We start from the raw sequence: 26,361 nt of genomic DNA, 5'->3' as shown, positions 1-26,361 counted from the left end.
AAGGGTTTTATCTACAGACCAAAGTCAATGCTTTAAGGTTGGACTCAAACTCTCTTAGTTCTCGTCATAGAATAATAGCTCATTACTCTATTTAGAGAGATACAAGGTTGGACTTTAGTCCATCAGGTAAAATGAAATTTAACTTTTTTGGTATTAAGATGGCTCAACAAAAAAAGACCTGCTGCAGATTTTTTGTTAATTCATTGCTTTGATCGTCGGCTAAGCGTTTGACGGACTGAAGTCCGACCTACAAAAGAGCTACAAAAGACCTATAAAACAGTTGACTAACATACTCTTTCCTCTATAGCCTTTTAAAAATAAGACTTCATAACTTAACATCCTTGTTGTCGAACAGAGCGTTTTAATTAAACATCTATAAATTATTAGCAATTTGGTTATGAGTCATTAAATTATTTTTCGCATATTTGAGTAATAATATGCCACATAGAACAATAAAAGCGGTTAAATACAGTGCCGCGTTATAATTGCTAAATTGCGCGATTAACGCCACACAATAAAGTGGTGCAACTACTTGCCCAACGCCATAAGCGGCAGTAATTACCCCCATGATAAACACAGGATTTTTACCAGCTAATTGGCCACCAAAATTCATAAACAGTGAAACTAGGCCAATAAAGGTGCCACCGTATAACACGCCACTGAGTAAATTAAGCCATATATTGGCAGAGAAGGTCGGGATTAAAATAGCAATGACCTGCAGTGCCATCGCCACCATCATAATGTCGATACTATTAAACCTGTGTGCTAAACGCATCCAAATAATGCAAGAAGGAATACCCGCTAAACCAACCGCTAACCAAGCATAGCCACCATAACCCGCTAACCCCGGCAGTGAGTTTACTATGTCAGGAAGAAAGGTCGCTTGTACCACCATGCCAACACCTTCGGTGAAGTAGGCCAGCGCCAACACAATCACCAGTGGCGTAAATAACGATTTATCAAATTTGTGGCTAATAACTTTGTCAGCCCCTTGCTTGTCAAAACTGAGAATATAGGCGGAATAGCAGGCGAATATTACCCCCGCAATCGCTAAAGCTAACCAAGCATGTTGCCAATTGTCACTATAGGCAAAAACACTGCGCATGATTAAGTCAGACACCAAGATTGAAAAACCTAAACCACTAAAGTGTATACCCATTGCTTTGGTTTTATTGGTATTTTGTAGTTTTGACATCACGATGGCAGAGCCAACCACTAATGCCATAGCCGCGCCAAAGCCAGCAAATAGGCGAGACAGTAACCAAATAGTATTGTTTTCGGTAAAAGCCAGTAGCAGTGACGTGGTAACACACAAGGCTAAGCCAATGCGGAAGAACTTCACTTTGGCATGAATATCTTTAATAAAAATAGAGAAAATTGAACCCGATAAATAACCAACATAGTTAATTGACGCAAGTACACCGGCGAAAGCGATACTGAGGTGGTTTTCCAACATGGATGGCAGTAATGAGGTAAAGGCAAAACGCGCGACGCCAACACCAACGACTAAGGCTAGAATGCCAGCCAATAAGATCGCGGCATTGTTATTTCGATCAAGCAACATGTTAAATTCCTGTGTTATCGCTTACGGTCAATACTGATGAAAAGACAGTAACTGAGCCAGTTTTGGTCGTTAGAGCACAAACAAGCTAATGCTCTAATGTAAGGACAGAAGTCACTGAAAGCAAATCATTATTTGTTATTAAGAGTATATAAAAATAGCGAGAAATAAAATTAAAGCCAAGCAATGATAAAGTCGAACAGAACTATTATCTCTGATGTTTTTTTAATTTCTTGCTTGAAAACCTTATCGCCACCCCCACATGTTAACTATCGAGTGAGTATTGGATAATGATGTTTAATATTCACGATAAACAATCATTTTAATGTTAGTTAGAGTAGGAAGTTTCCAGATGTCTGAGACAGGCCAAAAAGAAGTTCACGGTTTTCAAACCGAAGTAAAGCAACTATTACAGTTGATGATCCACTCACTTTATTCAAATAAAGAAATATTCTTACGCGAGTTAGTTTCAAACGCTGCTGATGCCGCTGATAAATTACGTTTTAAAGCATTATCGAATGCTGATCTATATGAAGGTGACGGTGATTTACGTGTGCGTGTCAGTTGCGATAAAGAAAACAATACCCTGACTATTTCTGATAACGGTATTGGTATGACACATGACCAAATCGTTGAGCATTTAGGTACTATTGCCAAATCAGGTACTGCTGAATTTTTCTCACAACTTTCTGGTGACCAAGCGTCTGACTCACAATTAATTGGTCAATTTGGTGTTGGCTTTTACTCAGCATTTATCGTTGCTGACTCGGTCACTGTGCGTTCACGTGCTGCCGGCGTTGATGCTTCGGAAGGTGTTGAGTGGACAAGTGCCGGTGAAGGTGAATTCACTACCGCTAAAATTGAAAAAACTAACCGTGGTACCGACATTATTCTTCACTTAAAAGAAGAAGAAAGTGAGTATGCTGATGATTGGCGTTTAAAAACTATTGTTACTAAGTATTCAGACCATATCTCTGTTTCAGTTGAAATGTTAACACCGGAAGTACCGGGTGTTGACGCGATTGAAGAAGTAAAAGATGATGAAGGTGAAGTAACAAAACCAGCCGTTGAAGCACGCGACGCTGTTCCTGCTATATGGGAGCCTGTGAACAAAGCCACCGCACTTTGGACACGAGAAAAGTCTGAGATTACTGACGAAGAATATAAAGAGTTTTATAAGCATGTATCACATGACTTTGGTGACCCACTTTTATGGGAACATAATAAAGTAGAAGGTAAAACTGAATATACTTCATTACTTTACATTCCATCTAAAGCCCCGTTTGATATGCATAACCGTGAGAAACAGCATGGTTTAAAATTATTTGTTCAACGTGTGTTTATTATGGATGACGCCGAGCAATTCATGCCAAGTTATTTACGTTTTGTAAAAGGCTTATTGGACTCAAATGATTTGCCTTTAAACGTATCACGTGAAATTTTACAAGATAATAAAATCACGCAAGCCATACGTAAGGGTTGTACTAAACGTGTTTTAAAAATGCTTGAAAAATTGGGCAACAAAGATGCTGAGCAATATCAACTATTCTGGAACGAATTTGGTCAAGTATTAAAAGAAGGTCCAGCAGAAGATTCTTCTAATAAAGATGCTATTGCTAAACTCATGCGTTTTGCTTCTACTCATGAAGATAACAGCTTGCAAAGTGTTTCACTTGCGCAATACGTTGAACGGATGAAAGAAGGCCAAGATAAAGTTTATTATGTCGTTGCTGATAGTTTTGAAGCGGCTAAAAACAGCCCTCATCTAGAAGTGTTCCGCAAAAAGGGCATTGAAGTACTATTGATGGCTGACCGAATTGATGAATGGTTAGTGAGCCATCTAACTGAGTTTGATGGTAAGCAATTACAATCAGTTACCCGTGGTGGTTTAGACTTAGGTGATATGGATGATGCTGAAACGAAAGAAGCACAAGAAAAACTTGAGCAAGAATTCGACTCAGTTGTTATTCGTATAAAAGCTGCGCTTGCAGGCAAAGCCAAAGACGTTAAAATATCACAACGCTTAACCGATTCACCGGCTTGTATTGTTGCTGATGAACATGATATGAGCAGCCAAATGATGAAGTTGATGCAATCAGTGGGTCAAGAAGTACCAGATTCATTGCCAATTTTTGAAATTAACGCTGAGCATGACTTGATCAAGCATGTTGCTGAAGAGCAAGACGATGAAAAGTTCACACAATGGACTGAAGTTTTATTTGAACAAGCCATGTTGGCAGAGCGCGGCAGTTTGAAAGACCCAGCAACTTTTGTTGCTCGTTTGAACAAACTAATGTTGAGCCTAACTAAATAAACTGCAGTTAGGTTAAATAATGATCTAGGTCATATTATCATTCGACTATCATTAGACTTTAGTCAAAAAAAGGAGCTTTTTAGCTCCTTTTTTGTTTTTTTGCACTGCTAGCTACTTGTTTGAAGCCCTTTGAATATGTATAGTGTTTGCTCTTTCACAAAACTAATTCATTAATTAAATAGGGTTATACTAAATGCGCATTATTTTATTAGGTGCACCAGGTGCCGGTAAGGGTACTCAAGCACAATTCTTAATGGCTAAATTTGGCATTCCACAAATCTCTACCGGTGACATGCTTCGCGCTGCGATTAAAGCAGGCACTGAACTCGGCCAAAAAGCCAAAGCAGTGATGGACGCAGGGCAGCTCGTATCTGATGAATTAATTATTGGTTTGGTTAAAGAGCGTATAGCTCAAGACGACTGTAAAGCCGGTTTCTTACTTGATGGTTTCCCACGCACAATTCCACAAGCTGATGCAATGAAAGCGAGTGGCGTTACTGTTGACCACGTTATTGAGTTTGATGTACCAGATGAAGTGATTGTTGAACGCATGGCAGGCCGTCGTGTTCATGCCGGTTCAGGTCGCGTTTATCATCTCGTTTACAATCCGCCAAAAGAAAACGGTAAAGACGATGTAACGGGTGACGACTTATCTGTGCGTCCAGATGACGAAGAAGCAACTGTACGTAAGCGTTTAGGCATTTATCACGAACAAACTAAACCATTAGTTGACTACTACCAAGGCGAAGCTAAAGCCAAGGCTTGTGCCTATTTAACGATTGATGGCACACAACCGGTTGAACAAGTAAGCTCATTGTTAGATGAGAAACTATCATAAGTTAAGCACTGAATGCTAAGTTATGAAATATGAAGCTCGCTTATGCGAGCTTTTTTATGTTTAGTATGAAGGGATTTTTTTGTGCCAAATAAAATCTAAGGCTTTATGTAGGCTGGACTTCAGTCCATCAGGTTTAATGAAATTTAACTTTTTTACTATCAAGACAGACAAAAATAAAACCTGCTGCAGATGTTTATTGCTTCTCTAATTAACAGCTCGCTTAGCGTTGACGGACTAAAGTCCGCCCTACAAAAAAATAACAAAAACCACAAAAACCACAAAAAAATTATCCAGCGCTTGATTGTCACCCGTAGGCATTATGTAGGGTGGACTTTAGTCCATCAGGTTAAATGAAATTTAACTTTTTTGCTATCAAGACCGACAAAAATAAAACCTGCTGCAGATGTTTATTGCTTCTCTAATTAACAGTTCGCTTAGCGTTGACGGACTAAAGTCCGCCCTACAAAAAAAATAACAAAAAAAATAACAAAAACCACAAAACAATTATCCAGCGCTAGATGGTCACCCGTAGGCTTTATGTAGGGTGGACTTTAGTCCATCAGGTTAAATGAAATTTAACTTTTTTCTATCAGTATCGACAAAAATAAAACCTGCTGCAGATGTTTATTGCTTCTCTAATTAACAGTTCGCTTAGAGTTGACGGACTAAAGTCCGCCCTACAAAACAATTATCCAGCGCTACATTGTCACCCGTAGGCTTTATGTAGGGTGGACTTTAGTCCATCAGGTTAAATGAAATTTAACTTTTTTCTATCAATATCGACAAAAGTAAAACTTGCTGCAGATGTTTATTGCTTATCAAATTAACAGTTCGCTTAGCGTTGACGAACTAAAGTCCGCCCTACAAAAAAATAACAAAAACCACAAAAACAACAAAATAATTATCCAGCGCTAGATTGTCACCTTTAGGCTTTATGTAGGGTGGACTTCAGTCCATCAGGTTAAATGAAATTTAACTTTTTTCTATCAATATCGACAAAAGTAAAACTTGCTGCAGATGTTTATTGCTTATCTAATTAATAGTTCGCTTAGAGTTGACGGACTAAAGTCCGACCTACAAAAAATCACAAAACAATTATCCAGCGCTAGATTATCACCCGTAGGCTTTATGTAGGGTGGACTTCAGTCCATCAGGTTAAATGAAATTTAACTTTTTTCTATCAGTATCGACAAAAGTAAAACTTGCTGCAGATGTTTATTGCTTATCTAATTAACAGCTCGCTTAGCGTTGACGGACTAAAGTCCGACCTACAAAAAAATTACAAAACAATTTCCCCAGGCTACATTGTACCCTTAGGCAGGTTGGTGAGAAAGAACGGTGATATAGCTGATAAAATCTACCTAGTGCTTAAACCCTTGCTAAAGCGTTAATTCTACTTTTATTACATACATTAATGGGTTTTTAGCATACCAATATGGGGGATATCATCCTCTAAGTACATTTCACTGACACGTTCAAAACCGTGCTGATTATAGTATTTCTCTAAATGTTCTTGAGCTGATATTTTTACGGTGTCATTTGGGAAAAACTTTAGGCATTCAACTAAACCGACTCGCATTAGTTCGTGACCAAGCCCGATACCACGGGCACATGAGGCAGTAACGACACGACCAATACTAATGTTATCTGGATAGGTTAAGCCTTTGGGTAAAATACGTAAATATGCGGTCATAACACCGTCTTGATAGCAAAATAGATGTTGGGTTTGTGGGTGGCGATCGTGATCGTCTAAGTCAGGATAAAAACAGCTTTGCTCAACAACAAACACATCAATTCGTAATTTTAATAAATCGTAGAGTTCATCGGTGTTTAACTGTGAAAAGGTTTTGTTTTCCCAGATTATTTCTACAGGTATAAGCGATTTTTTTAGCAAATTTTTCATATTTCATCATACTTTTTCATGAGGTTTAGGTGATGTACAGCCTGTACTAAGTCTTGTTTGTGACGCATTTCGTTATATACTTGCGGATAAGGTAAATTGCTTCATGACGATTTTTTATTTTTTATTTTTTATTAGTGGTCAATTGATATTCTCACGACGCATTTCTTACGAGCCACTTCTGACGAACCACTATGAGGAATTGCTCATAGTGGTTCGTCACTTGATAAACTATTTTATGAGTCATTGAGGTTTTATTATTTGCCGCTAAGTCGTAAATAATCAAACCTCAACTAAGACAGTTTATTTTTAGCAGATTTTCAGCAAATCACTAGGTAGTTAGCTTACTCTCAGGTGAAATTTTACTATTCTGCTTGATCAGTAATTGTTCAAAATTATCCTTTGTCAGTGGCCTTGATAATAAGTAACCTTGGCCAAAAAGACAACCGGCTTCAGCTAGAAACTTTTGTTGTTGCTCTGTTTCTATTCCTTCAGCAATAACGTCAATATTGAGCTTGCTGGCCATTACTATGATGGCTTCACATAACGCCGCATCTTTATTATTAGCAGACATATTTTGTACAAAGCTCTTATCAATTTTTAAGTAATCAATGGCATAGTTTTTAAGATAAGAAAATGAGCAATAGCCAGTACCAAAATCATCAATAGAAACAGCGATACCTTGTTGACGAACTTTATCAAGTACGTTGACGACTGCTGTTTGATTTTCCATTAATAAATTCTCAGTAATTTCAAAGGCAATGGCTTGAGGCGAAATATTTTGCGCTTTAAGGGACTCAGTCCATGCAATAATTTGCTTGCCTTGATTTCTATATTGTACCGGCGAGGTATTGATACTGATCATCAGATCTTGACAATATGTTAGTCTCCAATGTTTAACCTGCTTTGATACTTGATTAAATATCCACTCACTAATCTCTGTAATGAGTCCTGCTTCCTCAGCAATAGGGATAAAGTCTGCTGGCGGAATTAAGCCTTTTTCAGGGTGCTGCCAGCGAATAAGTGCTTCAGCTTTAGCTATGTTATGATTTTCTAAGTTAACAATAGGTTGATAAACCATGTGAAATTGTTGCTGTGTAATGGCGATACGTAAGTCTTGAATAATTTCCATGCGCTTAAGGAGTTCGGTACGCATGTTTTCGGTAAAGTAGTTAATGTTATTGCGCCCACGCGTCTTAGCACTATACATGGCTTGGTCGGCATTTGTTAATAAAGCATCAATGCTCATTGCATCATCAGGATAAAGGGCAACACCGATACTGGCGGTACAATGAATACTCTGTCCATCAATTATATAGGGCTGGGAAAGGGTGCTTAACAATTTTTGTCCAACCTTATCAACATCGATTGCTGTGGCTGTACCTACAAGTACGACAATAAACTCATCCCCGCCTAAACGGGCAACAATATCGTTCTTTCTAAGACAACTTTTTATGCGTTTAGCACTTTCGATAAGCAGACTATCGCCAGCACTATGACCTAAAGAGTCATTAACATCTTTAAAGTTATCAATGTCTAGCATAGCAATAGCGAGTTGTTTTCTCTCACGTTTCGCGTTGTCGAGCGCCGTAGCTAAGTGTTCTAGTAATAAGTTACGGTTTGGTAATTGTGTTAAATTATCAAAATTGGCTTGCTGCCATATGATGCTATCGACTTTATCTCGTTCAATGGCAATACAAACAAGATTAGACACTTGTTCAATTAAGGAGAAATCGATATCTTTTGGTGTTGATATTTTACGATGATAAATAGCAAAAACCCCTAATGCTTCGCCTTTATCATTAATAATAGGCTCTGACCAACAAGCGCCTAATTGAGCTTTTTTAGCTAACTCGGCCCAATTAGCCCAATAAGGATGAGTTGAAATATCGCTGACAATAACTCTTTTTTTTGTGAACACTGCTGTGCCGCACGATCCCATGCCATAGCCAATAGTTACACCTTCTATAGCTTCGTTATAAAAAGCAGGCAGACTAGGAGCTGCGCCTATCACTAAGTTTTTTCCTGATTTGTCGAGTAATAGAATACTGCAGATCGCTTCAGGATATGCGTGCTCAACGTTATGTATGACGGAGTGCAATATAGTAGATAATTTACTTGAGCTGGCAATTAATTCGAGAGTGCTATTACGTAATTGGCTTACTTTATCTTTTGCTGATAATTGACGGTTTTTACTTTCCATAAACATTGAAAAGGCTAATGAAAAGATATTTGTTAAAATTAAGGCGCCAATAACGCGAGGTAAAGTAAAACTGTCAAATTGTTGATAGGTAATAAATAATGCAATGATTATCAATAAGGCATTCAACAGGTTGGCGGTGACTGTGGGAAGTAAGTAAAAGCTGGATATTATTATTGGAAATAGCCAAAAAATCAAGCTCTCACCTTGAATGTAAATAGCGGTTAAGACTGTGATGTGAAGAAAAAAAACAAGTAAGCCACTAAAAAATTTAGTTTTACTAGTATACCAAACGCCAGAAAAAATGCTGCCTATGCCCAATATCACAATAAGGTTAATAATAATTCCTAGATTGTCGTGTGTGCGAATGCTTGAAATCAGGGCTGGAAGTAAGGCTAATATTGCCGTAGCCGTTACTGTTAATAAAATTTTATCATCTATTGAGTGACTTTTCATTTTAAAAATTATACTCCTTTAATTTTTTATAGTTCAATATTATTGCTTGAAATGCGACTGAGCAATCCTTTTACTTATAGCCTAATATAACGGAAAATTTACTGGTATGTAATGAAAAAAACACAAGTAAAGCACAAGTAAAATATAAGTAAAATATAAGTAAAACAAGAGCATATAAATAACATTTTAATTGCTTTTTGTTTACATTGGTCGGTAGGTACTGTTAAACGCTGGCTATATCTTGGCTGTATTTTTGCCATATTTTTGAGAGTTATTTTAGACAATATAATCAAAAGATAGTTGTTTATACTGATTAATCTTTAGTTTTGGATATTTAATATAGAAGAAATTATCACAGGATTTTGGTCAAAAAAATAGCCAAATACAAGGCATTTAATTTAATAACTAGTGGTGCTAAATATTAAATAAATAATGTCGTAGAAGCTTTTTAACCAGTAGCAATGAACAGAAAATTAATGATATGGCTAAAAGCTAGTGGTAAATATTTAGCATTAACCTAGTGCAAGTAAAACCTAGTGCAAGTAAAATTTAGTGCTAATTTTTGAAGCACTAGATTAATTTTTTGAAGGTTTTTTGCTCCCTAAAGCTTTTAAAACGCAGACCATCATTGTGTGCCGTAACTTTTATGGAGTGATATTTGAAATTTGTTATGGCCTAATGTGACTCTAGTTTTACTTTGAAACCTAGCTACTCTATTCGCTGCTATATGCGTTAATCTGTTTTTAGCATACCAACATGTGGCATATCATCTTCTAAATAGATATCGCTAACACGAAACAAACCATGATGATTGTAAAGTTTCTCTAAGTGCTCTTGTGCTGAAATTTTTATGGTATTTTCTGGAAAGATTTTTTAAGCAATCAGCTAAGGCAATGTTCATTAGTTTGTGGCCAAGTCCAAAGCCACGAGTACAAGGCGCAAACGACCACACGGGCAATGCTAATGTAGTTTTGGTAAGTTAAGCTTTTAGGTAAAATACGTAAGATAGCAAAATTAATGTAAGGCTTGGCGATGGCAGTCATGCTCATCTAAATCTGCATAAAACAGCTTTGCTCAACAACAAACACATCAATTCGAAATATTAGGAAATCGTATAGCTCATCGGTATTTAGTTGTGAGAAAGTTTATTTTTCCAGTTTAAGCCTTTGCTTTTCATTTTTCAAATTCACTTTTTTCGTTATGACAGTTAATTAAAAATTGTTCAAAATCTTTTTTCAGTAGAGGTTTTGCTAATAAATATCCTTGGCCAAAAGTACAGCCTGCTGTAGCTAACAACTGTCGTTGTTGCGCGGTTTCAATTCCTTCAGCAATCACTTCTATATTAAGCTTATCCGCCATAACAATAATGGCTTCGCATAGTGCCATATCATTGTTATCTGATGACATGCCTTTGACGAAGCTTTGATCAATTTTTATGTAATCAATTGAGAAGTTTTTAAGATATGAAAATGAGCAGTAACCGGTGCCAAAGTCATCGATGGCAACCATCACGCCTTGTTGCCTAATATCAGCAATAATATTGTCCACCTGGACATGAGTTTCCATTAGTAGGCTTTCAGTGATTTCAATGGTCAAGGCATGGGTTGGAATGTTGTGTTGCTTTAATTGCTCAACCCAGTTTAAAATTTGTTTGCCGTGATTTTTATACTGAACAGGGGAGGTATTAATACTGATTTGTAAATTTTCGCAATATGCCCCTCGCCATAACTTTAGGTCCTGTAAAACCTGTTGGAATACCCACTCGCTTATTTCAATAATCAAGCCAGTTTCTTCGGCAATCGGAATAAAATCTAACGGTGAAACAAGGCCTTTTTCAGGGTGCTGCCAACGAATTAATGCTTCGGCTTTATAAGTGTTATTGTTTTGTAAATTTACAATCGGTTGATAAACTAGAAAAAATTGCTGTTCTTTTACCGCGATGCGCAGGTCTTGAATTAACTGCATACGTTTGAGGAAGTCTGTACGCATATTTTCAGTAAAGTATTGTATGGTATTACGACCTTTTGCTTTAGCGCCATACATAGCCTGATCAGCATTTTTCATTAATTGGTTAATATTGTCGGCATCATTCGGGTAAATTGCCACGCCAATACTGGCCGTACAATATATTTCTTTTTCTTCAAAAAGATATGGCTTAGCCAAAGCGGTTGATATTCTCTTGCCAAGAATCTCTATGTTTTGCACACCATTAGTATTGGTTAAAATAATGATAAATTCATCACCCCCTATCCTAGCGATAATATCGCTTTCTCTGAGAGTGTCTTTAATGCGTTTTGCGGTTTCTACTAGCAAAGCATCACCCGCACTATGGCCTAAAGAGTCGTTTACATCTTTAAAGTTATCAATGTCGAGCATAGCAATAGTAAATTGGGTATTTTCACGTTTTGCCTTTTTAAGTATATTGCCTATATATTCGTTCACTAAGCTGCGATTGGGTAATTGTGTTAAATGGTCAAAATTGGCTTGATGCCAAATCAGTTGATCTGCCTTTTCGCGTTCGATTGCAATGCGAGACAAGCTGACAAATTGTTCGATTAATCTAAAATCTTTTTTTGTTGGAGAGGTTACTTTTTTAAAATATATGGCAAATGTACCTATCACTTTGCCACTGTTGTCGATAATAGGCTCTGACCAACAGCTAGATAGATTTGCTTTTTTTGCTAACGCTGACCATTGCACCCAATAAGGATGAGTAGCGATATCTATTACGGTAACTCTTTTACCGGTATAGGCAGAGGTACCGCACGAGCCGGCCCCTTGAGCTATCTCTAGACCTTCCATGGCTTGATTATAAAAATCTGGCAAACTCGGTGCAGCTCCTAACGTAAGCTTTTTTTCTGTTTTATCAAGCAATAATATACTGCACATAGTGTCAGGATTTTCATTTTCGACGGCATCAACAATCGCGTACAATACGTCAGATTGCTTGGCTGAACATGCAATAAGCTCTAAAATTTTATTACGTAAGAGGTTAAAACTTTCATTTTCCATGAACTTCTTATTTTCTTTTTCTATATATTTAGAAAATACAAAAGCACAAATAAGAGTAATAATTAGTGTTATCACAACTCGAGTGAAGGTGAAACTATCGAATTGGTTATAGGTTAATGAACAAGATATTATGACGAGGGTAAGGCTAAGTAGCAAAGCAAGTAAGGGCGTCATCAAATAAAAAGAAAAAATAATGGCGGGATATAACCAGTAAATAATACTGATCCCTTTTATATACAAGGCTATCATTGTAATAATGAAAATAAATATGGTTACTACTTTGCTATATAATTCAACATTCCTTGTGTACCAAACACCCAAAAATGTGCCAACCATTACAGAAACTGCTAAAAAGTCGACAATTATGTGTGCTAGCTTGCCGTCATTAATACTAGCAATAAGGAGTGGAAAAACAGCCAAGCCAGTGATGCTGGTTATGGCGAGTAATATTTTTTCTTTTAATGTGCGTTGCAACATTTTTATGACCAAACCATATTATAAATGAATGAAGATTCGACTTTAAGTGACTGAATAGCAGAAAAAGTTAAGTGATTAAAATAGCACGAAAAGTTTAGATATGCGTAGTAGACTAACCGGTAAGTTGGTTAATTGACATATATTATTCACCAAAATACTTAAGATAACCTTAAGGTGTATTTTCTAGTGATTTTTTACTTTTATTTAATGAAAGTTATTGTTTTTATTTGAATTGTATAAAGCATCCAAGAGTTAATTAAGGGGTATTTTGGTGGCAATTAAGTGCTAAATTAATGTTATTAAAGTATTGATCGAATGTAGGGTTTTCGTTTTTTATGCTTTATTTACAACAGCAAATTTGAATATTAAACACGGCGACGATGTTAACCAGACATGACGAGTTAAAATCGAAGGGCTTGCAATTAATCGATGTTTATTATGATCGTTTTTCAAAGAATTGTGCCCAAGCGCTTTTGATTTAAATAATCAATTATTTCTTGTTTGTAGTGTTTGAACCGCTGTTGAGTTCTGGGTATTCATTATTCTAAGACTTTTTTTGGATGGTTTTTAGGCGCTACTATAGTCAGTAAGTACTTGATTCAATCATCAAGCGCTAAAGTAATGTTAGTGTGATATGAGCTTTTGGTCAGTGGCAGATATTGACATAGCAGACTTGAAATTTTAGCGGAATTTTTCTCATTACTTATAACGAACTCACCTGACTGAATACCAATCTGACAAAACTATTGCCCACTTTTACAAGTAAAAACACCTTAAGGCCGCAGTATTGATCTCAAGCCCAATAGTGAACTATTGGGCTATTTAACACCTGCATTGATTTATTTCTTATGATCATCAAGAGCAGAAATATCAGTAAACCATTGTTATAGCATGCTATAAGCTGTCATTTACTTTTTATTATGCCTAGATTGCAATACTGCCATTACTTCACTTAGGTCAATATTTTGATCTTGTAGTAGCACTAAGGTGTGATAAAACAAGTCGGCACATTCACCTAATAAGTCTTCTTTGGTTTCAGCGACGGCAGCTAACGCCACTTCGACACCTTCCTCGCCCACTTTTTGCGCTATTTTAGTGGTGCCGCGGGAAAATAAATGTGCTGTGTAACTATCTTCTGGCGCGTCATTTTTACGACTGGCAATCACTTGCTCAAGTTGACTGAGAAAGTTTTGCTGGCTAATGGCTTGTTCAGGAAAGCAAGACTCTGTGCCTAAATGACAAGTAGGACCTTGCGGCCGGCAAGCGATAAGTAAGCTGTCTTGATCGCAATCTGTCACTACTTGGCTAACTTTTAAATAGTGACCACTGGTTTCGCCTTTGCACCAAAGTGCTTGTTTAGCGCGGCTATAAAATGTCGCTAAGCCAGAGTTTAAGGTTTGCTCTAAAGCCTCAAGATTCATATAGCCTTGCATTAAAACGGCTCCGGTATCTTGATGCTGAATAATGGCTGGGATCATGCCCGCCATTTTATCCCATGCCAATTGGCTAACATTGTCTTGTGTAATTAGCATAATCTGATCTCAACTTTTTCATTTTTAAGGGTTTGCTTTAATTCATCCATCGCTATGATAGCTTTGTGGAAAACACTAGCAGCGAGCGCGCCGTCAACATCTGCTTGCTGAAAAACATCAACAAAATGTGATATTTCTCCAGCACCACCTGAAGCGATTAACGGTACATTGCACAGTTTACGTACTTGGCTAAGTTGCTTAATATCATAGCCTTGGCGAACACCGTCTTGATTCATACAATTGAGTACAATCTCACCAGCGCCTAATCTTTGTACTTCTTGGATCCAATCTAGGGTGCGCCATTTAGTTTTTTGTGTCCGGGTTTCATCGCCGGTAAATTGGTAAACTTGGTATTCACCCGCACCATTATTAGCGTCTTGATTGAAAAAGCTATCAACACCAACCACAATACACTGCTGACCAAAAATATCAGCTAAACGCGATATTAAGCTTGGGTCTCTTAACGCCGGTGAATTAATGGATATTTTATCCGCACCCATCATTAAAATTTGCTTTGCATCTTCTTCGGTTTTTATACCACCGGCAACACAAAAGGGAATGTCGATAACTTGAGCAATGCGACTAACCCAGCTTTTGTCTACTACACGGTCATCTGAGCTGGCGGTAATATCATAGAAAACCAGTTCGTCGGCACCGGCTTGTGCATATTTTTGCGCGAGCGGTACTATGTCGCCAATAATTTCATGGTTACGAAACTGCACACCTTTTACTACTTTACCATCGCGAACATCAAGACAAGGAATTATGCGTTTGGCCAGCATGCGATTGCCTCCTCTAACGTAAATTTACCTTCAAGCAGTGAGCGACCCAGTATTACGCCATCAACACCCGTGGGTATTAGGGCTGTTATGTCATCTAATGAACCAATGCCGCCAGACGCTTGCCATTTTATGCTTGGATATTGCTGACAAAGTTCTTGATACAAGGCAACATTACTTCCGGTTAATGTGCCGTCTTTACTGATGTCGGTACACAAGACATGAATTAAACCGGCAGCAATGTAGTCATCTAATAAGGTTTCTAAATTAACGCCACTGTCTTTTATCCAACCGTGTGTGGGTAGGGTTTTATTACCCATAGCATCAATTTTTACATCGAGTGCTAGCACAATACGTTCACCACCAAATTCGGTTAGCCATGCTTGCACTAATGCTGGCTCTTTGATGGCGAGTGAGCCAATAACAATACGGTCAGCGCCTAAGTTAAGTAGCTGTTGCACGTCTTCTTTACAACGCACACCGCCACCCACTTGAATGATCATGCTGTCGTGTTTTACTAAGCTTGCTAGTAAGGTTAATTGGCGTTTATTGCTGTCTTTTGCACCGTCTAAGTCAACAAAGTGCATGACAGTTGCACCCGCTTTAGCATAAGCATTTTGTCGTTCTTTTGCGGTGTATTGATAGTTGGTTTTTTGTTGGTAATCACCTTGAAATAATCGCACGACTTCGCCGTCAATTAAATCGATTGCTGGGATCATCATCGCTTACATCTCCAAGAAATTCTTAATTATTTTACTACCAAGCGCACTAGAGCGTTCAGGATGAAATTGGCAACCGATAAAGTTGTCTTTGGCAATGGCAGCAGAAAATTCACTACCATAGTGGCAGCGGGCAACAGTATATTCAGAAATGGGCGCCGCAAAGCTATGCACAAAGTAGAAATAGTCATCAACCTTGATGCCGGAAAATATGGCATGGTCGCTAACCTGAGTTAGGGTATTCCAGCCCATATGTGGCAGACGTAAGGTTTTAGCCTCAAGCGGGCGAACATCGGTAGGGATCAAGCCTAAACATTCAACCACTTCATCTTTACCTACACCTTCAGCAGAAGTACGCGCCATTAATTGCATGCCCAAACAAAAACCTAATACCGGCTGGGTAAGCTGTTGTAGTGTAGCCACTAAACCTTTTGCCCTGATATTTTCCATGGCGTGGCGAGCACTGCCCACACCAGGTAAAATAACTTTGTCAGCACTTTTAATGACCTTGATGTCATCAGAAATAGTAATAGCAAAACCTAAACGTTCGACGGCAAACTTTACCGATGCCAGGTTTGCACAACCGGTGTCAACAATAACAAAGTTAGCTTGCGGGTTTTCGCTCATGCTATAAACATCCCTTTGTGCTGGGTAGATCATCACCGTCAACCGCTATGGCTTGACGCAAAGCACGACCAAATACTTTAAATAAGCTTTCGACTTGGTGATGACAATTGCCTTCAGTGGTTGAAAGGTGCAGTGTGATTGCCATCGAGTCAGCTAATGAACGAAAGAAATGTGGCACCATTTGGGTCGACATTTGTCCGACCATATTATCTGTAAATTTGGCGTCAAATTCTAACCAAGGACGACCAGAAAGATCAATCGAGCACTCAGCACGACATTCGTCCATAGGTAAAACAAAACCAAAGCGACCAATACCGCGTTTGTCACCCAAGGCTTGCTTAAGCGCTTGGCCTAAGGCTAAAGCTGTGTCTTCAACACTGTGGTGTTCGTCAATGTGATAGTCACCATCAACACTAACTTGCATGCTAAAACCGCCATGTGCAGCAATTTGTTCAAGCATGTGATCAAAAAATCCTAAACCGGTTTTGATCTTAATATCACCGATTTTATCAAGGTTGATGGCGACATTGATATTGGTTTCTTTTGTTGTTCTAACCACTTTCGCTACTCTTGAGCTCGTCAGTAGTTGCTCAGCAATGTCGTTCCAATTAAGCGATTGACGGTTATATTTAAGCGCTTTAATACCCATGTTGGCTGCAAGCGCGATATCAGTGTCTCGGTCGCCAATAACATAAGAGTTGGCAAAGTTAACTTTACCTTGCTGTAAATAGTCACTGACTAAACCTAATTTAGGTTTGCGGCAGCTACAATTGTCTGCTTCAAAATGTGGGCAAAGTAGTACGTCGTCAAAGTTAATTCCTTGCGATGCAAACATGGCCATCATTTTGTCATGTGGCAAGTCAAAGTCACTTTGTGGGTAGCTTGTGGTACCTAAGCCGTCTTGGTTTGACACCATGACTAAGCGAAAGCCTTTTTTCTGCAAGGCAATTAACACCGGGATCACGTTAGGTTCAAAAACTAACTTGGCTAAACTATCGACTTGCTTATCGCTAATAGGCTCTTCAATTAAAGTACCGTCTCGGTCGATAAATAAAATATTTTGTTGGCTCATATTAATTCTCTTTTGCCACCGTTTGGGCTGTTGTTGTGATAAAACTATTGATGATAGTTTGCTGTAATAGGCCAAGTTCGCGTTCACTACCAATACTGATGCGTAAACAGTTGGCTAAATTTTGCTGTTTTGATTGATCACGGATTAAAATACCTTGCTCTACCAAACCATTAAAAATAAAGTTTTTTACTGCTTCATTTTGACAACGAAACAAAACAAAATTTGCATCACTTTTAAATACTTGGCTGCACCAACTTTGCTGGGTTAGCCAAGTGGTTAATTGTTTACGTAAAATTTCAGTTTCTTGTACGCGAATACTTACTTGTTCTAGGCCAGATGGTGCTAAAGCGGCACTAGCAATATCGGCAACGGGCGCTGATATTGGGTAAGGCGCTATTACTTTACTGATCATCGAAATAATGTCTTGATTAGCTAGGGTAAATCCGCAACGTAAACCGGCTAAAGCAAAAGCTTTTGACAGTGTTCTTAAAATAACTAAATGTGGATATGTTTTAAGCCAGCTAGACACAGATTGTTCAGGGCTAAATTCGATATAGGCTTCATCAACCACAACAATGGCTGAGTCGGCAAAGAGTTCAAGCACAGTTTTAATATCTTGCTGTGCCAGTAAATTACCCGTTGGGTTACCTGGCGAGCACAAAAACACCACTTTGGCTTGACCAACTTGTGCTTTTAAACCGGCTAAATCTAATGATAACTCTGTGGTTAATGGTACTTTAATAATACCGGCGCCATGATTTTCTGCGCTAATAGCATACATGCCATAAGTGGGTGGACAAATGACAATGCTGTCTTGATATGCTTGGCAAAAGGTTCTGATGATCAGCTCTATGCCTTCATCTGCGCCGCGAGTGGCTAGCATGTTTTCTGCGGCTATAGCACTATAAGCACTATAAGCATTGATCAGGTTTTCTGGCTGAAAGTCAGGATAGCGATTGATGCTGTCGCTGCTGACTTGGTATATACCGGGACCTGAAGCTTCGTTAGCGTTGAGCCAAATTTTGCCTTGCATTGCACCACTGCTAGCATAAAGTCTGCGCGCAGACTGGTAAGGCACCATATCTATGAGTTCTTTGCGGGCAAGTTTGTTTGCAATGCTCATTTATGCCTCCGTACTCTGGTTGGAGCTGCTGTTGCTCTGTCGATCAAAATCAGCTTTTGTGTTGTTACCTGTCGGCTCTAACGGCGCTTCTAAGCGAATAGTAACGGCACGTTTATGACCGTCTAGTCCTTCAGCATCGGTGAGTTCGCAAATACATTCCGCCAAACTACTTAAGCCTTGACGCGTAATTTCTTGCACAGTAAAGCGTCTTGAAAAGTCAGCCAATGACAAACTACTGATCACTTTTGAATAACCATAAGTGGGTAGTACATGATTGGTACCGCTAGCATAATCACCCGCCGATTCTGGCGTATACGCGCCAACAAAAATTGAACCGGCATTACGTAGTTCAGTTAATAACTGCTGAGCATTGTCGGTTTGAATAATTAAGTGCTCAGGCCCATATTCATTTGATATTTCAACGGCTTGTGCCAAATCTTTAGTCAGTATTAATCGACTTTGCTGTAAGGCTTGGCGCGCTATTTCTGCTCGTGATAACAGGGTGAGTTGCTCTGCTAAGGCTAACTGAACGGCATTGATGAGTGCCATGCTATCTGATAACAAAATAACTTGGCTATCGGGACCGTGTTCGGCTTGCGATAATAAATCAGCGGCGACAAATCCTGCATTAGCATTAGCGTCTGCTATGACGAGCACTTCTGATGGTCCTGCTGGCATATCAATAGCAAAGCCATTGACTTGCTGTGATAGTTGCTTTTTGGCTTCGGTAACATATTTATTGCCCGGACCAAAAATTTTGTTCACCGCTTTAATTGTTTGCGTACCAAAAGCTAATGCTGCACAAGCTTGTGCGCCACCGACACTATATATTTCTTCAATATCGCATAATGAAGCCGCCACTAGAATTTCGTCAGCTAATTGACCCTCTTTATTGGGCGGGCAAACTAGGACTTTGCGTGGGCATTGTGCTAATTGTGCGGGTACACCTAACATTAATACCGTTGATGGTAAGGGGGCGCTACCGGCTGGAATATACAAACCCACACTAGCAATAGCTTCAGTTTTTAAGGTACATACCACACCAGGGGTAGTTTCAACACGAATGTCAGCACTGATTTGTGCTTGGTGAAAACGTTTAATTTGCCCATAAGCTGTTTCAATGGCTTTTAATCGTTTAGGCGTTAATCTGGTTTTTGCTGCAGCAATTTGCTCTGCTGTCACTTTTAAAGTGTCCAGCAAGACGCCATCAAATTTTTCGGTAAAATCGAATAAGGCTTTATCACCGTTTTTTCTTACATTGGTGAGAATATTTTCTACTTGTTGTGATAACAAACCGCTTTCTGCAATAGCCGGGCGGGCAAGCGCATAATTACGTTCAGCACTGGACAAGTTTTCCCAGATGATTAGGTCTTTTAGTCTGCTGGCATTTTGGTTGTTTGTATTCATGCGTTAGCCCATCATTTTTTCAATTGGCATTACTAAAATAGAGTTACAACCTAAAGCGTTAAGTTGCTCCATGGTTTCCCAAAAAAATGTTTCTGTCGCGACAACGTGCACAGCAACAATGTCTTCACGTCCTGCTAAAGGTAATATGGTGGGTGTTTCTTTACCTGGCATAAGCGCACTGACTTGGGCGATTTTGTCTTTCGGTGCATGCAGCATGATGTATTTACTTTCTTTGGCTTTCATCACGCCTTGAATACGAGGTAATAAAGTGTCAAGAATCGCTTGTTTCTCTGGTATTAAAGCTTTATTGGTTTGAATTAATGACGCGTGTGAGCGAAAAATTTCTTCCACTTCAACTAGGCCATTCGCTTCTAATGTTGCACCTGTAGATACTATGTCACAAATGCCATCAGACAAGCCAACACGAGGCGCGACTTCAACAGAGCCTTTTAGTAAGCAAAATTCGACGTTGACACCGTTGTTTTTGGCAAAACGATTCAGTAACTGTGGATAGGTGGTGGCAAACCTAAGGCCATCTAGACTTTTTATACCTTTATAATCAAAGCCTTCTGGCATGGCTATTGACAAACGGCAGCCGCCAAAGTTTAAACCTAAGGTGCGAATATATTTTGATTTTTGGCCCATTAACTCACGCTCTAATGCGGCTTCTTCCAAGGTGTTGTCGCCAACGATACCTAAATCGCAAACGCCGTCCATGACCAAGCCTGGAATATCGCTACTACGTACGCGCATGATATCAATGGGCATATTAGAAACATGAGCAAGTAATAGGCGATCAGAGACATTAAGTTTAAGGCCACAACGCTTTAATAACGCTTGTGTGTCGTCGCTTAAGCGACCTGATTTTTGCATTGCAATGCGTAAACGTGGTTCTGTTGTCATGATTTTTCCTATTAATTTTTAAATTTTTTGTGCTATTTAGTCGCTTTTTATGTGTTTTATCATTGTTCAAAAAAGCATGTATATACAATTTCAAAGCCATAAAAATGCGAAAACCCCCGAGAGATGAACTCTTTCGGGGGTTTAGAAATTAATTTTTATTTATCTTACACCGCTGAAAGGTTCATAGCCCTCAGCGAATAAACCTGAGCAGCTAATCTGTATGATGATGGTGATGAATGGCAATCAAGTTTAAAGTCATGTGGTATTTACTCTATTATTGCTTCAGTTAGCATAGTTGTAAGATAATAATTTATTTGGCTATTTTTTAAATTAAAGCGCTACTTTTAAGTTACTTTAAATGATTCTATAAAAGCTATTGAAAAAAGACAAAAACTTTTTAAAGTACTTACTTTAATTTAGATTTAACGATACGTTGATTCTTAAGTTAGAGCAAGTGTTTAATGTTAACTCAATATGATTTTTTGAACTAAGCTAGTATTGTTTTGTTCTAAAATGTGTAGCGTAAAAAAGGTAAAGGTTAAGCGAGTATTGCCGATATATAATGATGACTAGATAACTATGACTATATAGCTATGACAAAGCAGAGATGTTTTATTTTAATCAGGGGGCATAACAATGGACATTTTCACTACCGCATTAACCCGTGTTGTCCCTGTGCCTATAAAACCTGCTAGCTTAAAAGTTAAGGCATTGATGAAAGCGGCTGCAACTCATGCTGTTTCTGACGATACAGCAGGTTTAGAGGAGCCGGCATTATATTTTAAAAAATCGTCTGATCAAGAAGAAAGTACTGACAAGCCAGCGCCAGAGGTGGTTGAAGCAACGCCAGTGCCAGCAGATAATACCGGTCAACATATTGATGTTTTTGAGGATAGTGAGTGCACACATTCAGAAAAAGATGATAAGCCCCACCTAGATATTTTTGTATAAAATTAAGCTATTGGCATAAAAACCAAATTAAGCTGACTGAGTTAAGCTAGCCGAATTAAGCGGGTAGTATCATGCATGACTTAAGGCATACGCTGAGCTTATTTTACTTGACCACTTCAACCTGACTGTTTATTTTATTCTCAACTCAACTCAACTCAACTCAACTCTTCATTCTACGCTTCATGCTATTTTTCACCTTACCCTGCATTTTATGGGGTATTTTATTTTGCCTTTAATGATTTTAGAACTGCATTATATTAGCGCTATTATTAGTCAAGCTTAGCGTTATTTTTCCTGTTATTTTTGTCTGTGATGATTATAATGAGCGCAAATTTATCAATGTCGTACCTTTATGAGTGCTGTTGAACATGCGTTTTCACATCAAGGTGCTTTAGCTAAAGCTATTAATGGCTTTTCTCCACGCCAAGCTCAGCTAGATATGGCACTAGAAGTTGCTAAAGCTATTGAGCAAAAAAGTTCGCTTATTGTTGAAGCGGGGACAGGTACGGGTAAAACATTTGCCTACCTAATTCCGGCGTTATTGGCTAACAAAGCCAATGCTGAAAATAATGAGGGACAGAAAAAAATTATTGTTTCAACCGGAACAAAAAACCTCCAAGAACAATTATTTCATAAAGACTTACCGTTAATTCGCAAAGCACTGGCCAGTAATGCACAAGTGGCGTTATTAAAAGGCCGCGCCAACTACCTTTGTATATATCGTTTGGAGCAATATCAACAATCGCGTGGCCAACTTGACGCGCAAACATTGGCTGATTTTGTCAAAGTGCGATCTTGGGCCAATGGCACACAAAGTGGTGATATTGGTGAGTTAGTTAATGTGACTGAAGGCTCACCGGTATTTCCGTTTGTTACCAGTACTGTTGATAATTGTCTCGCCAAAGAATGTCCTAATATTGAAAATTGCTACTTAATTAAAGCGCGGACAAAAGCGATTGATGCCGATCTTGTGGTGGTAAATCATCATTTGTTTTTTGCTGATATGGCGCTAAAAGACAGCGGTTTTGGTGAGTTAATTCCTAAAGCTGATGTGATGATTTTTGATGAAGCTCATCAAATTGCTGATATAGCCAGTGAATATTTTGGTGAGGCGTTTTCCACACGACAGTTACTTGATCTTTGTAGCGATGTTTTACAGGTTTACAGAACAGAATTAACCGACGTAAAACAGTTGGCAAAGGCAGCAGAAAAGCTGTTGAAAACCAGTCAAGAATTTCGTTTACTTTTTAGTTACGATCCCGAGCGTGGCAACTGGCGAGAAAAACATCAACAGCAGAAGTTTGCTCATGCCTTTAGCTTATTAAAAACAGATTTAGACTTTCTTTATCAAGTGATCAAACTTTGTGTCTCGCGTAACGAGGCGATTGATCATTGCTTTGACCGAGCGTTAAATCTATTAACGCAATATGAAGTGATGGCTGATGTAAATGCTATGGGCATGAGCTTTTGGTATGAAACCACGCCACGGCATGTTGTGCTACATAAAACACCCTTATCGGTGGCAGATAAGTTTGGTACTTACGTAAAAGAATCAGGTGCGGGTTGGATATTTACTTCAGCAACGCTTGCTGTTGATGGCGAGTTTAAACATTTTTCTAGTCATTTAGGTATAGAGCATTCGGCCAGTTTGTTACTGGATAGCCCGTTTGATTATGCGAAACAATGCCAATTAATTATTCCGCGTTATTTGCCATCCGCTAATGATATGAACCGCGCTAAAGCCTTAAGTGAACTTGCTATTCCCTTAATTGCCGCCAGCGCTGGCGCCTGTTTTATGTTGTTTACCAGTTACCGTGTTATGCACCAAGTTGCTGAATTATTGGCTGAGCGTATTGATAACCCATTACTGGTGCAAGGACAAATGGGTAAGCGTAAGTTATTAGAGCAATTTGTTGAGCAAGACAGTGCTGTGTTGCTTGCCACAGCAAGTTTTTGGGAAGGCGTTGATGTTAGAGGTGATAAACTTACCTGTGTGATAATCGACAAACTGCCGTTTGCTTCACCGAACGACCCTTTGTTGCAGGCCCGCAGTGAAGATGTAAAACGACAAGGCAAAGACCCATTTGCACAAATTCAATTACCCCAAGCGGTTATTGCTTTAAAGCAAGGGGTAGGGCGTTTGATTCGTGATGTTAATGACAAGGGTATACTGGTTATCTGTGATGACCGACTGGTTAATCGTCCATACGGAGAAGTTTTTCTCAAGAGTTTACCTGACATGAAGCGCAGTAGAGATATTAACCAAGCCGCAGAGTTTTTAGCGCAACTGGTTGGTCGCGAATAACTTTTATCGTCAATAAAGTTTGCCGCGATCCAACTTGCGGTTAATTGACGTTGCAAGGATGCTTGTTTAGACGAGAAAAGTTTATCTGGGTTAAAGTTTACCTGAGTTAAAGTTCTCTAGGCTTAAGGTAAAATAATGTTAAACTCGCCGGATTAGTAATGACAGTAATTTTAAAGGGTTTTTGACGTGAATTTTTTGGCCATCGATGCCTCTACTGAAGCTTGTTCAGTAGCAATTAAATATTTTGATCAACAGTTTAGTGAGTATGAACTGTGTCCTCAGTCTCATAGTTTGCGTTTATTACCTATGATTGACAGTGTATTAAAGCAGGCGAACGTTAAGTTAACTGAGCTTGATGGTATTATTTTTGGTCAAGGACCGGGAAGTTTTACCGGTGTGCGTATTGGCATAGGCGTAACACAAGGTTTAGCTTTTTCTGCAGAGTTGCCGGCGCGCGGTGTATCTACCTTACAAGCGATGGCTCAGCAAGCTTACCTTGATAAAGGTGTCAGCAAAGTTATTGCTGCGATTGATGCGCGTATGTCAGAGGTATATACCTGCTACTTTGAAGTTGATGATCTGGGTATTATGCAGCCAAAAACTGAAGAAACGGTATTAAAACCTGAGTTGGTTGCCCAGTATTATAAAGACTTAGTATTACCCGCTTATGGTGTTGGAACAGGCTGGGACGCTTATCCTGCCTTGGCAGCATTAAAGTCCAATGTGGATTCACCTGAAATTTTGTTTCCAACGGCTGTAGCTATGTTAGCCATTGGACAAGTAGATTTTGCACAGCAGTGTGTTGATGCTGAAAACGCCCAGCCTAAATATGTTCGAGATACCGTGTCATGGCAGAAGCTGCCTGGGCGATAAAATAGATATTATATTGCTTTTTGTGCTGAATGAGTTTTTTTGATAAACACTTTCTCATACGGGCTTATGCTATTGCACTCGTTATGTTTTACTGCCTTTTAATCTAGCTTGGTTATTGCCCAGCTGATTTTTTGATGAAAAATAGTTTTCACCTTGATGATAAATTTGTTAGATTACTTTTATGCAAGTCAATAATTCTGTCAACTTAACATCCCAACCGGCTATCGGGTTAGGGAAGAATTCGTCTGTACCCGCTCAAGAGCAACGTACTAAGGCACTTGCACGCGAAGCGCTTAGTAGCGAAGAAAGTCAAAGCCAAAAGTCACCATCGGATATTAATACACGCCAACGCCTCGATATCGATGAACAGGCAATGGCACTAATCGAACGTCAGCCGTTGTCCGTGTATGACAGTGGTAACAGCTCACAACAAAGCCCACAACAAAATTATCAGCAAACGAGTACCCATAGTGGTTATGATACGCCATCGAGCCAAAATCAATTGGCTGTAGCTGCTTATCAGTCGGTTGATGCTATTGCTCAACGCGATAGTATTCAACAAATTTTTGGTGTTGACTTATTTGCCTGATTTATTGGATAAAAATTATCATTCCTCTACCGAAAAAACACCATGAACTTTAGCCCTAAATACAAATTTTGGCTGATGTTACTCACGGCCATCATTATTTTACAACTGCCTTTTATTTCCATTCCATTTAAATGGTTAGAAAGCTATTTTCATGAAATTAGCCATGGCTTAACGGCGCTGTTAACCGGCGGAAGTATTGTACAAATTCAACTGTTTCCTAACGGCGCGGGGTTATGTACCACAAGAGGTGGCTCGGCATTTTTTATCAGCTTAATGGGTTATGGCGGCGCAATATTATGGGGCAGTCTGATATTTTACTTGGCGTCGAGTCATAGAAAAACAGCACATATTTTTTCTATACTGCTGATTGGCTTATTGGCGAGCAGTATTTTATTGTGGGTACGAGACTTATTAACCTTATTTATTGTGGTTGTTTTACTTATGTTAGTGATAGCGCAACTAAAATATTCATCACAAAAACACCTACAAACGTTATTACAATTAACCGGCTTATTAGTCTTAATTAACAGTTTAATGAGCCCGCTTTATTTACTTGACGGTCAAGCAAAAGGCGACGGTGCTGCTTTAGCTAATATGACCTTTATTCCTGAAATGATATGGGTTGTTATTTGGTTTTCGGTGGCATTATTTGCCACCTATCGACTCAGTAAATTATCCTTGCGTCGCACAGGTTAGCGATTAAAAAAGCATTATTTCTCCGTA

The 26,361-nt window shown here is 38.8% G+C and carries 20 protein-coding genes and 1 other annotated feature; of the genes, 7 read left to right on the top strand and 13 right to left on the bottom strand.

Annotation, left to right across the window (positions count from 1 at the left end; genetic code table 11):
* Nucleotides 1-373: 373 nt before the first annotated feature.
* On the bottom strand, nucleotides 374-1,564 hold the full coding sequence (locus H4J65_RS11180) for a YbfB/YjiJ family MFS transporter (protein WP_182198203.1): 1,191 nt from the start codon (nucleotides 1,562-1,564) through the stop codon (nucleotides 374-376).
* A gap of 349 nt (nucleotides 1,565-1,913) precedes the next feature.
* Here H4J65_RS11180 and htpG point away from each other — a divergent pair, with 349 nt between their 5' ends.
* Together htpG and adk are read left to right on the top strand one after the other, a co-directional pair.
* Complete coding sequence (htpG, locus tag H4J65_RS11175) at nucleotides 1,914-3,875, top strand: molecular chaperone HtpG (RefSeq protein ID WP_182183276.1); 1,962 nt, start codon at nucleotides 1,914-1,916, stop codon at nucleotides 3,873-3,875.
* 193 nt (nucleotides 3,876-4,068) lie between these two features.
* Nucleotides 4,069-4,713 carry an adenylate kinase gene (gene adk / locus H4J65_RS11170; RefSeq protein ID WP_182198202.1) on the top strand — a complete coding sequence of 215 codons (645 nt, stop codon included), beginning with the start codon at nucleotides 4,069-4,071 and terminating at the stop codon, nucleotides 4,711-4,713.
* Between the two features lie 1,411 nt (nucleotides 4,714-6,124).
* Here the strand turns inward: adk and H4J65_RS11165 are convergent.
* The 12 genes from H4J65_RS11165 to hisG form a co-directional block, all read right to left on the bottom strand.
* Entirely contained in the window at nucleotides 6,125-6,616 is a 492-nt protein-coding gene (locus H4J65_RS11165) for a GNAT family N-acetyltransferase (RefSeq protein WP_182185632.1), read from the bottom strand.
* Nucleotides 6,617-6,944: 328 nt separating this feature from the next.
* A complete protein-coding gene (locus H4J65_RS11160) occupies nucleotides 6,945-9,269 on the bottom strand; it encodes an EAL domain-containing protein (RefSeq protein ID WP_220465128.1) in 2,325 nt (774 codons plus the stop codon).
* 881 nt (nucleotides 9,270-10,150) lie between these two features.
* Nucleotides 10,151-10,318 (bottom strand): hypothetical protein, encoded by a 168-nt coding sequence (locus H4J65_RS11155; protein WP_182198201.1) that lies wholly within the window; start codon nucleotides 10,316-10,318, stop codon nucleotides 10,151-10,153.
* A gap of 124 nt (nucleotides 10,319-10,442) precedes the next feature.
* On the bottom strand, nucleotides 10,443-12,758 hold the full coding sequence (locus tag H4J65_RS11150; RefSeq protein ID WP_182198200.1) for an EAL domain-containing protein: 2,316 nt from the start codon (nucleotides 12,756-12,758) through the stop codon (nucleotides 10,443-10,445).
* A gap of 908 nt (nucleotides 12,759-13,666) precedes the next feature.
* Nucleotides 13,667-14,290, bottom strand: coding sequence for a bifunctional phosphoribosyl-AMP cyclohydrolase/phosphoribosyl-ATP diphosphatase HisIE (hisIE, locus tag H4J65_RS11145; protein ID WP_182198199.1), 624 nt, complete (start codon nucleotides 14,288-14,290; stop codon nucleotides 13,667-13,669).
* A complete protein-coding gene (gene hisF / locus H4J65_RS11140) occupies nucleotides 14,284-15,072 on the bottom strand; it encodes an imidazole glycerol phosphate synthase subunit HisF (RefSeq protein WP_182137589.1) in 789 nt (262 codons plus the stop codon). Before hisF ends, hisIE begins: the two co-directional genes overlap by 7 nt.
* A complete protein-coding gene (gene hisA, locus H4J65_RS11135) occupies nucleotides 15,054-15,791 on the bottom strand; it encodes a 1-(5-phosphoribosyl)-5-[(5-phosphoribosylamino)methylideneamino]imidazole-4-carboxamide isomerase (RefSeq protein ID WP_182198198.1) in 738 nt (245 codons plus the stop codon). The genes hisF and hisA overlap by 19 nt, the downstream gene beginning before the upstream one ends.
* Before the next feature lie 3 nt (nucleotides 15,792-15,794).
* Entirely contained in the window at nucleotides 15,795-16,415 is a 621-nt protein-coding gene (gene hisH / locus H4J65_RS11130) for an imidazole glycerol phosphate synthase subunit HisH (RefSeq protein ID WP_182198197.1), read from the bottom strand.
* Between the two features lies 1 nt (nucleotide 16,416).
* Nucleotides 16,417-17,487 carry a bifunctional histidinol-phosphatase/imidazoleglycerol-phosphate dehydratase HisB gene (gene hisB, locus H4J65_RS11125; protein ID WP_182198196.1) on the bottom strand — a complete coding sequence of 357 codons (1,071 nt, stop codon included), beginning with the start codon at nucleotides 17,485-17,487 and terminating at the stop codon, nucleotides 16,417-16,419.
* A gap of 1 nt (nucleotide 17,488) precedes the next feature.
* Nucleotides 17,489-18,610: a histidinol-phosphate transaminase gene (gene hisC / locus H4J65_RS11120; RefSeq protein ID WP_182198195.1), complete on the bottom strand. Its 1,122-nt coding sequence runs from the start codon at nucleotides 18,608-18,610 to the stop codon at nucleotides 17,489-17,491.
* Complete coding sequence (gene hisD, locus H4J65_RS11115; protein WP_182198194.1) at nucleotides 18,611-20,017, bottom strand: histidinol dehydrogenase; 1,407 nt, start codon at nucleotides 20,015-20,017, stop codon at nucleotides 18,611-18,613.
* A gap of 3 nt (nucleotides 20,018-20,020) precedes the next feature.
* Nucleotides 20,021-20,920, bottom strand: a complete 900-nt coding sequence (hisG, locus tag H4J65_RS11110; protein ID WP_182198193.1) for an ATP phosphoribosyltransferase — start codon at nucleotides 20,918-20,920, stop codon at nucleotides 20,021-20,023.
* A gap of 104 nt (nucleotides 20,921-21,024) precedes the next feature.
* Nucleotides 21,025-21,156, bottom strand: a sequence feature (His leader region).
* Nucleotides 21,157-21,556: 400 nt separating this feature from the next.
* On the opposite strand from hisG, the gene H4J65_RS11105 reads away from it, so the two are divergent.
* The 5 genes from H4J65_RS11105 to H4J65_RS11085 all read left to right on the top strand — a co-directional run bounded on the left by H4J65_RS11105 (nucleotide 21,557) and on the right by H4J65_RS11085 (nucleotide 26,334).
* Complete coding sequence (locus tag H4J65_RS11105) at nucleotides 21,557-21,871, top strand: hypothetical protein (RefSeq protein WP_182185647.1); 315 nt, start codon at nucleotides 21,557-21,559, stop codon at nucleotides 21,869-21,871.
* 352 nt (nucleotides 21,872-22,223) lie between these two features.
* Nucleotides 22,224-24,176 (top strand): ATP-dependent DNA helicase, encoded by a 1,953-nt coding sequence (locus tag H4J65_RS11100; RefSeq protein ID WP_182198192.1) that lies wholly within the window; start codon nucleotides 22,224-22,226, stop codon nucleotides 24,174-24,176.
* Nucleotides 24,177-24,362: 186 nt separating this feature from the next.
* Nucleotides 24,363-25,049, top strand: coding sequence for a tRNA (adenosine(37)-N6)-threonylcarbamoyltransferase complex dimerization subunit type 1 TsaB (tsaB, locus tag H4J65_RS11095; RefSeq protein WP_182198191.1), 687 nt, complete (start codon nucleotides 24,363-24,365; stop codon nucleotides 25,047-25,049).
* Between the two features lie 181 nt (nucleotides 25,050-25,230).
* A complete protein-coding gene (locus H4J65_RS11090; protein ID WP_182198190.1) occupies nucleotides 25,231-25,638 on the top strand; it encodes a hypothetical protein in 408 nt (135 codons plus the stop codon).
* 42 nt (nucleotides 25,639-25,680) lie between these two features.
* Nucleotides 25,681-26,334: a M50 family metallopeptidase gene (locus H4J65_RS11085; RefSeq protein WP_182198189.1), complete on the top strand. Its 654-nt coding sequence runs from the start codon at nucleotides 25,681-25,683 to the stop codon at nucleotides 26,332-26,334.
* Nucleotides 26,335-26,361 lie beyond the last annotated feature (27 nt).

Origin of the sequence: Colwellia sp. MB02u-9, assembly GCF_014077085.1 — a bacterium.
Lineage (GTDB): Bacteria > Pseudomonadota > Gammaproteobacteria > Enterobacterales > Alteromonadaceae > Cognaticolwellia.
Note: the sequence above shows the minus strand (reverse complement) of the source record. Positions and strands in the feature narration are given on the sequence as shown.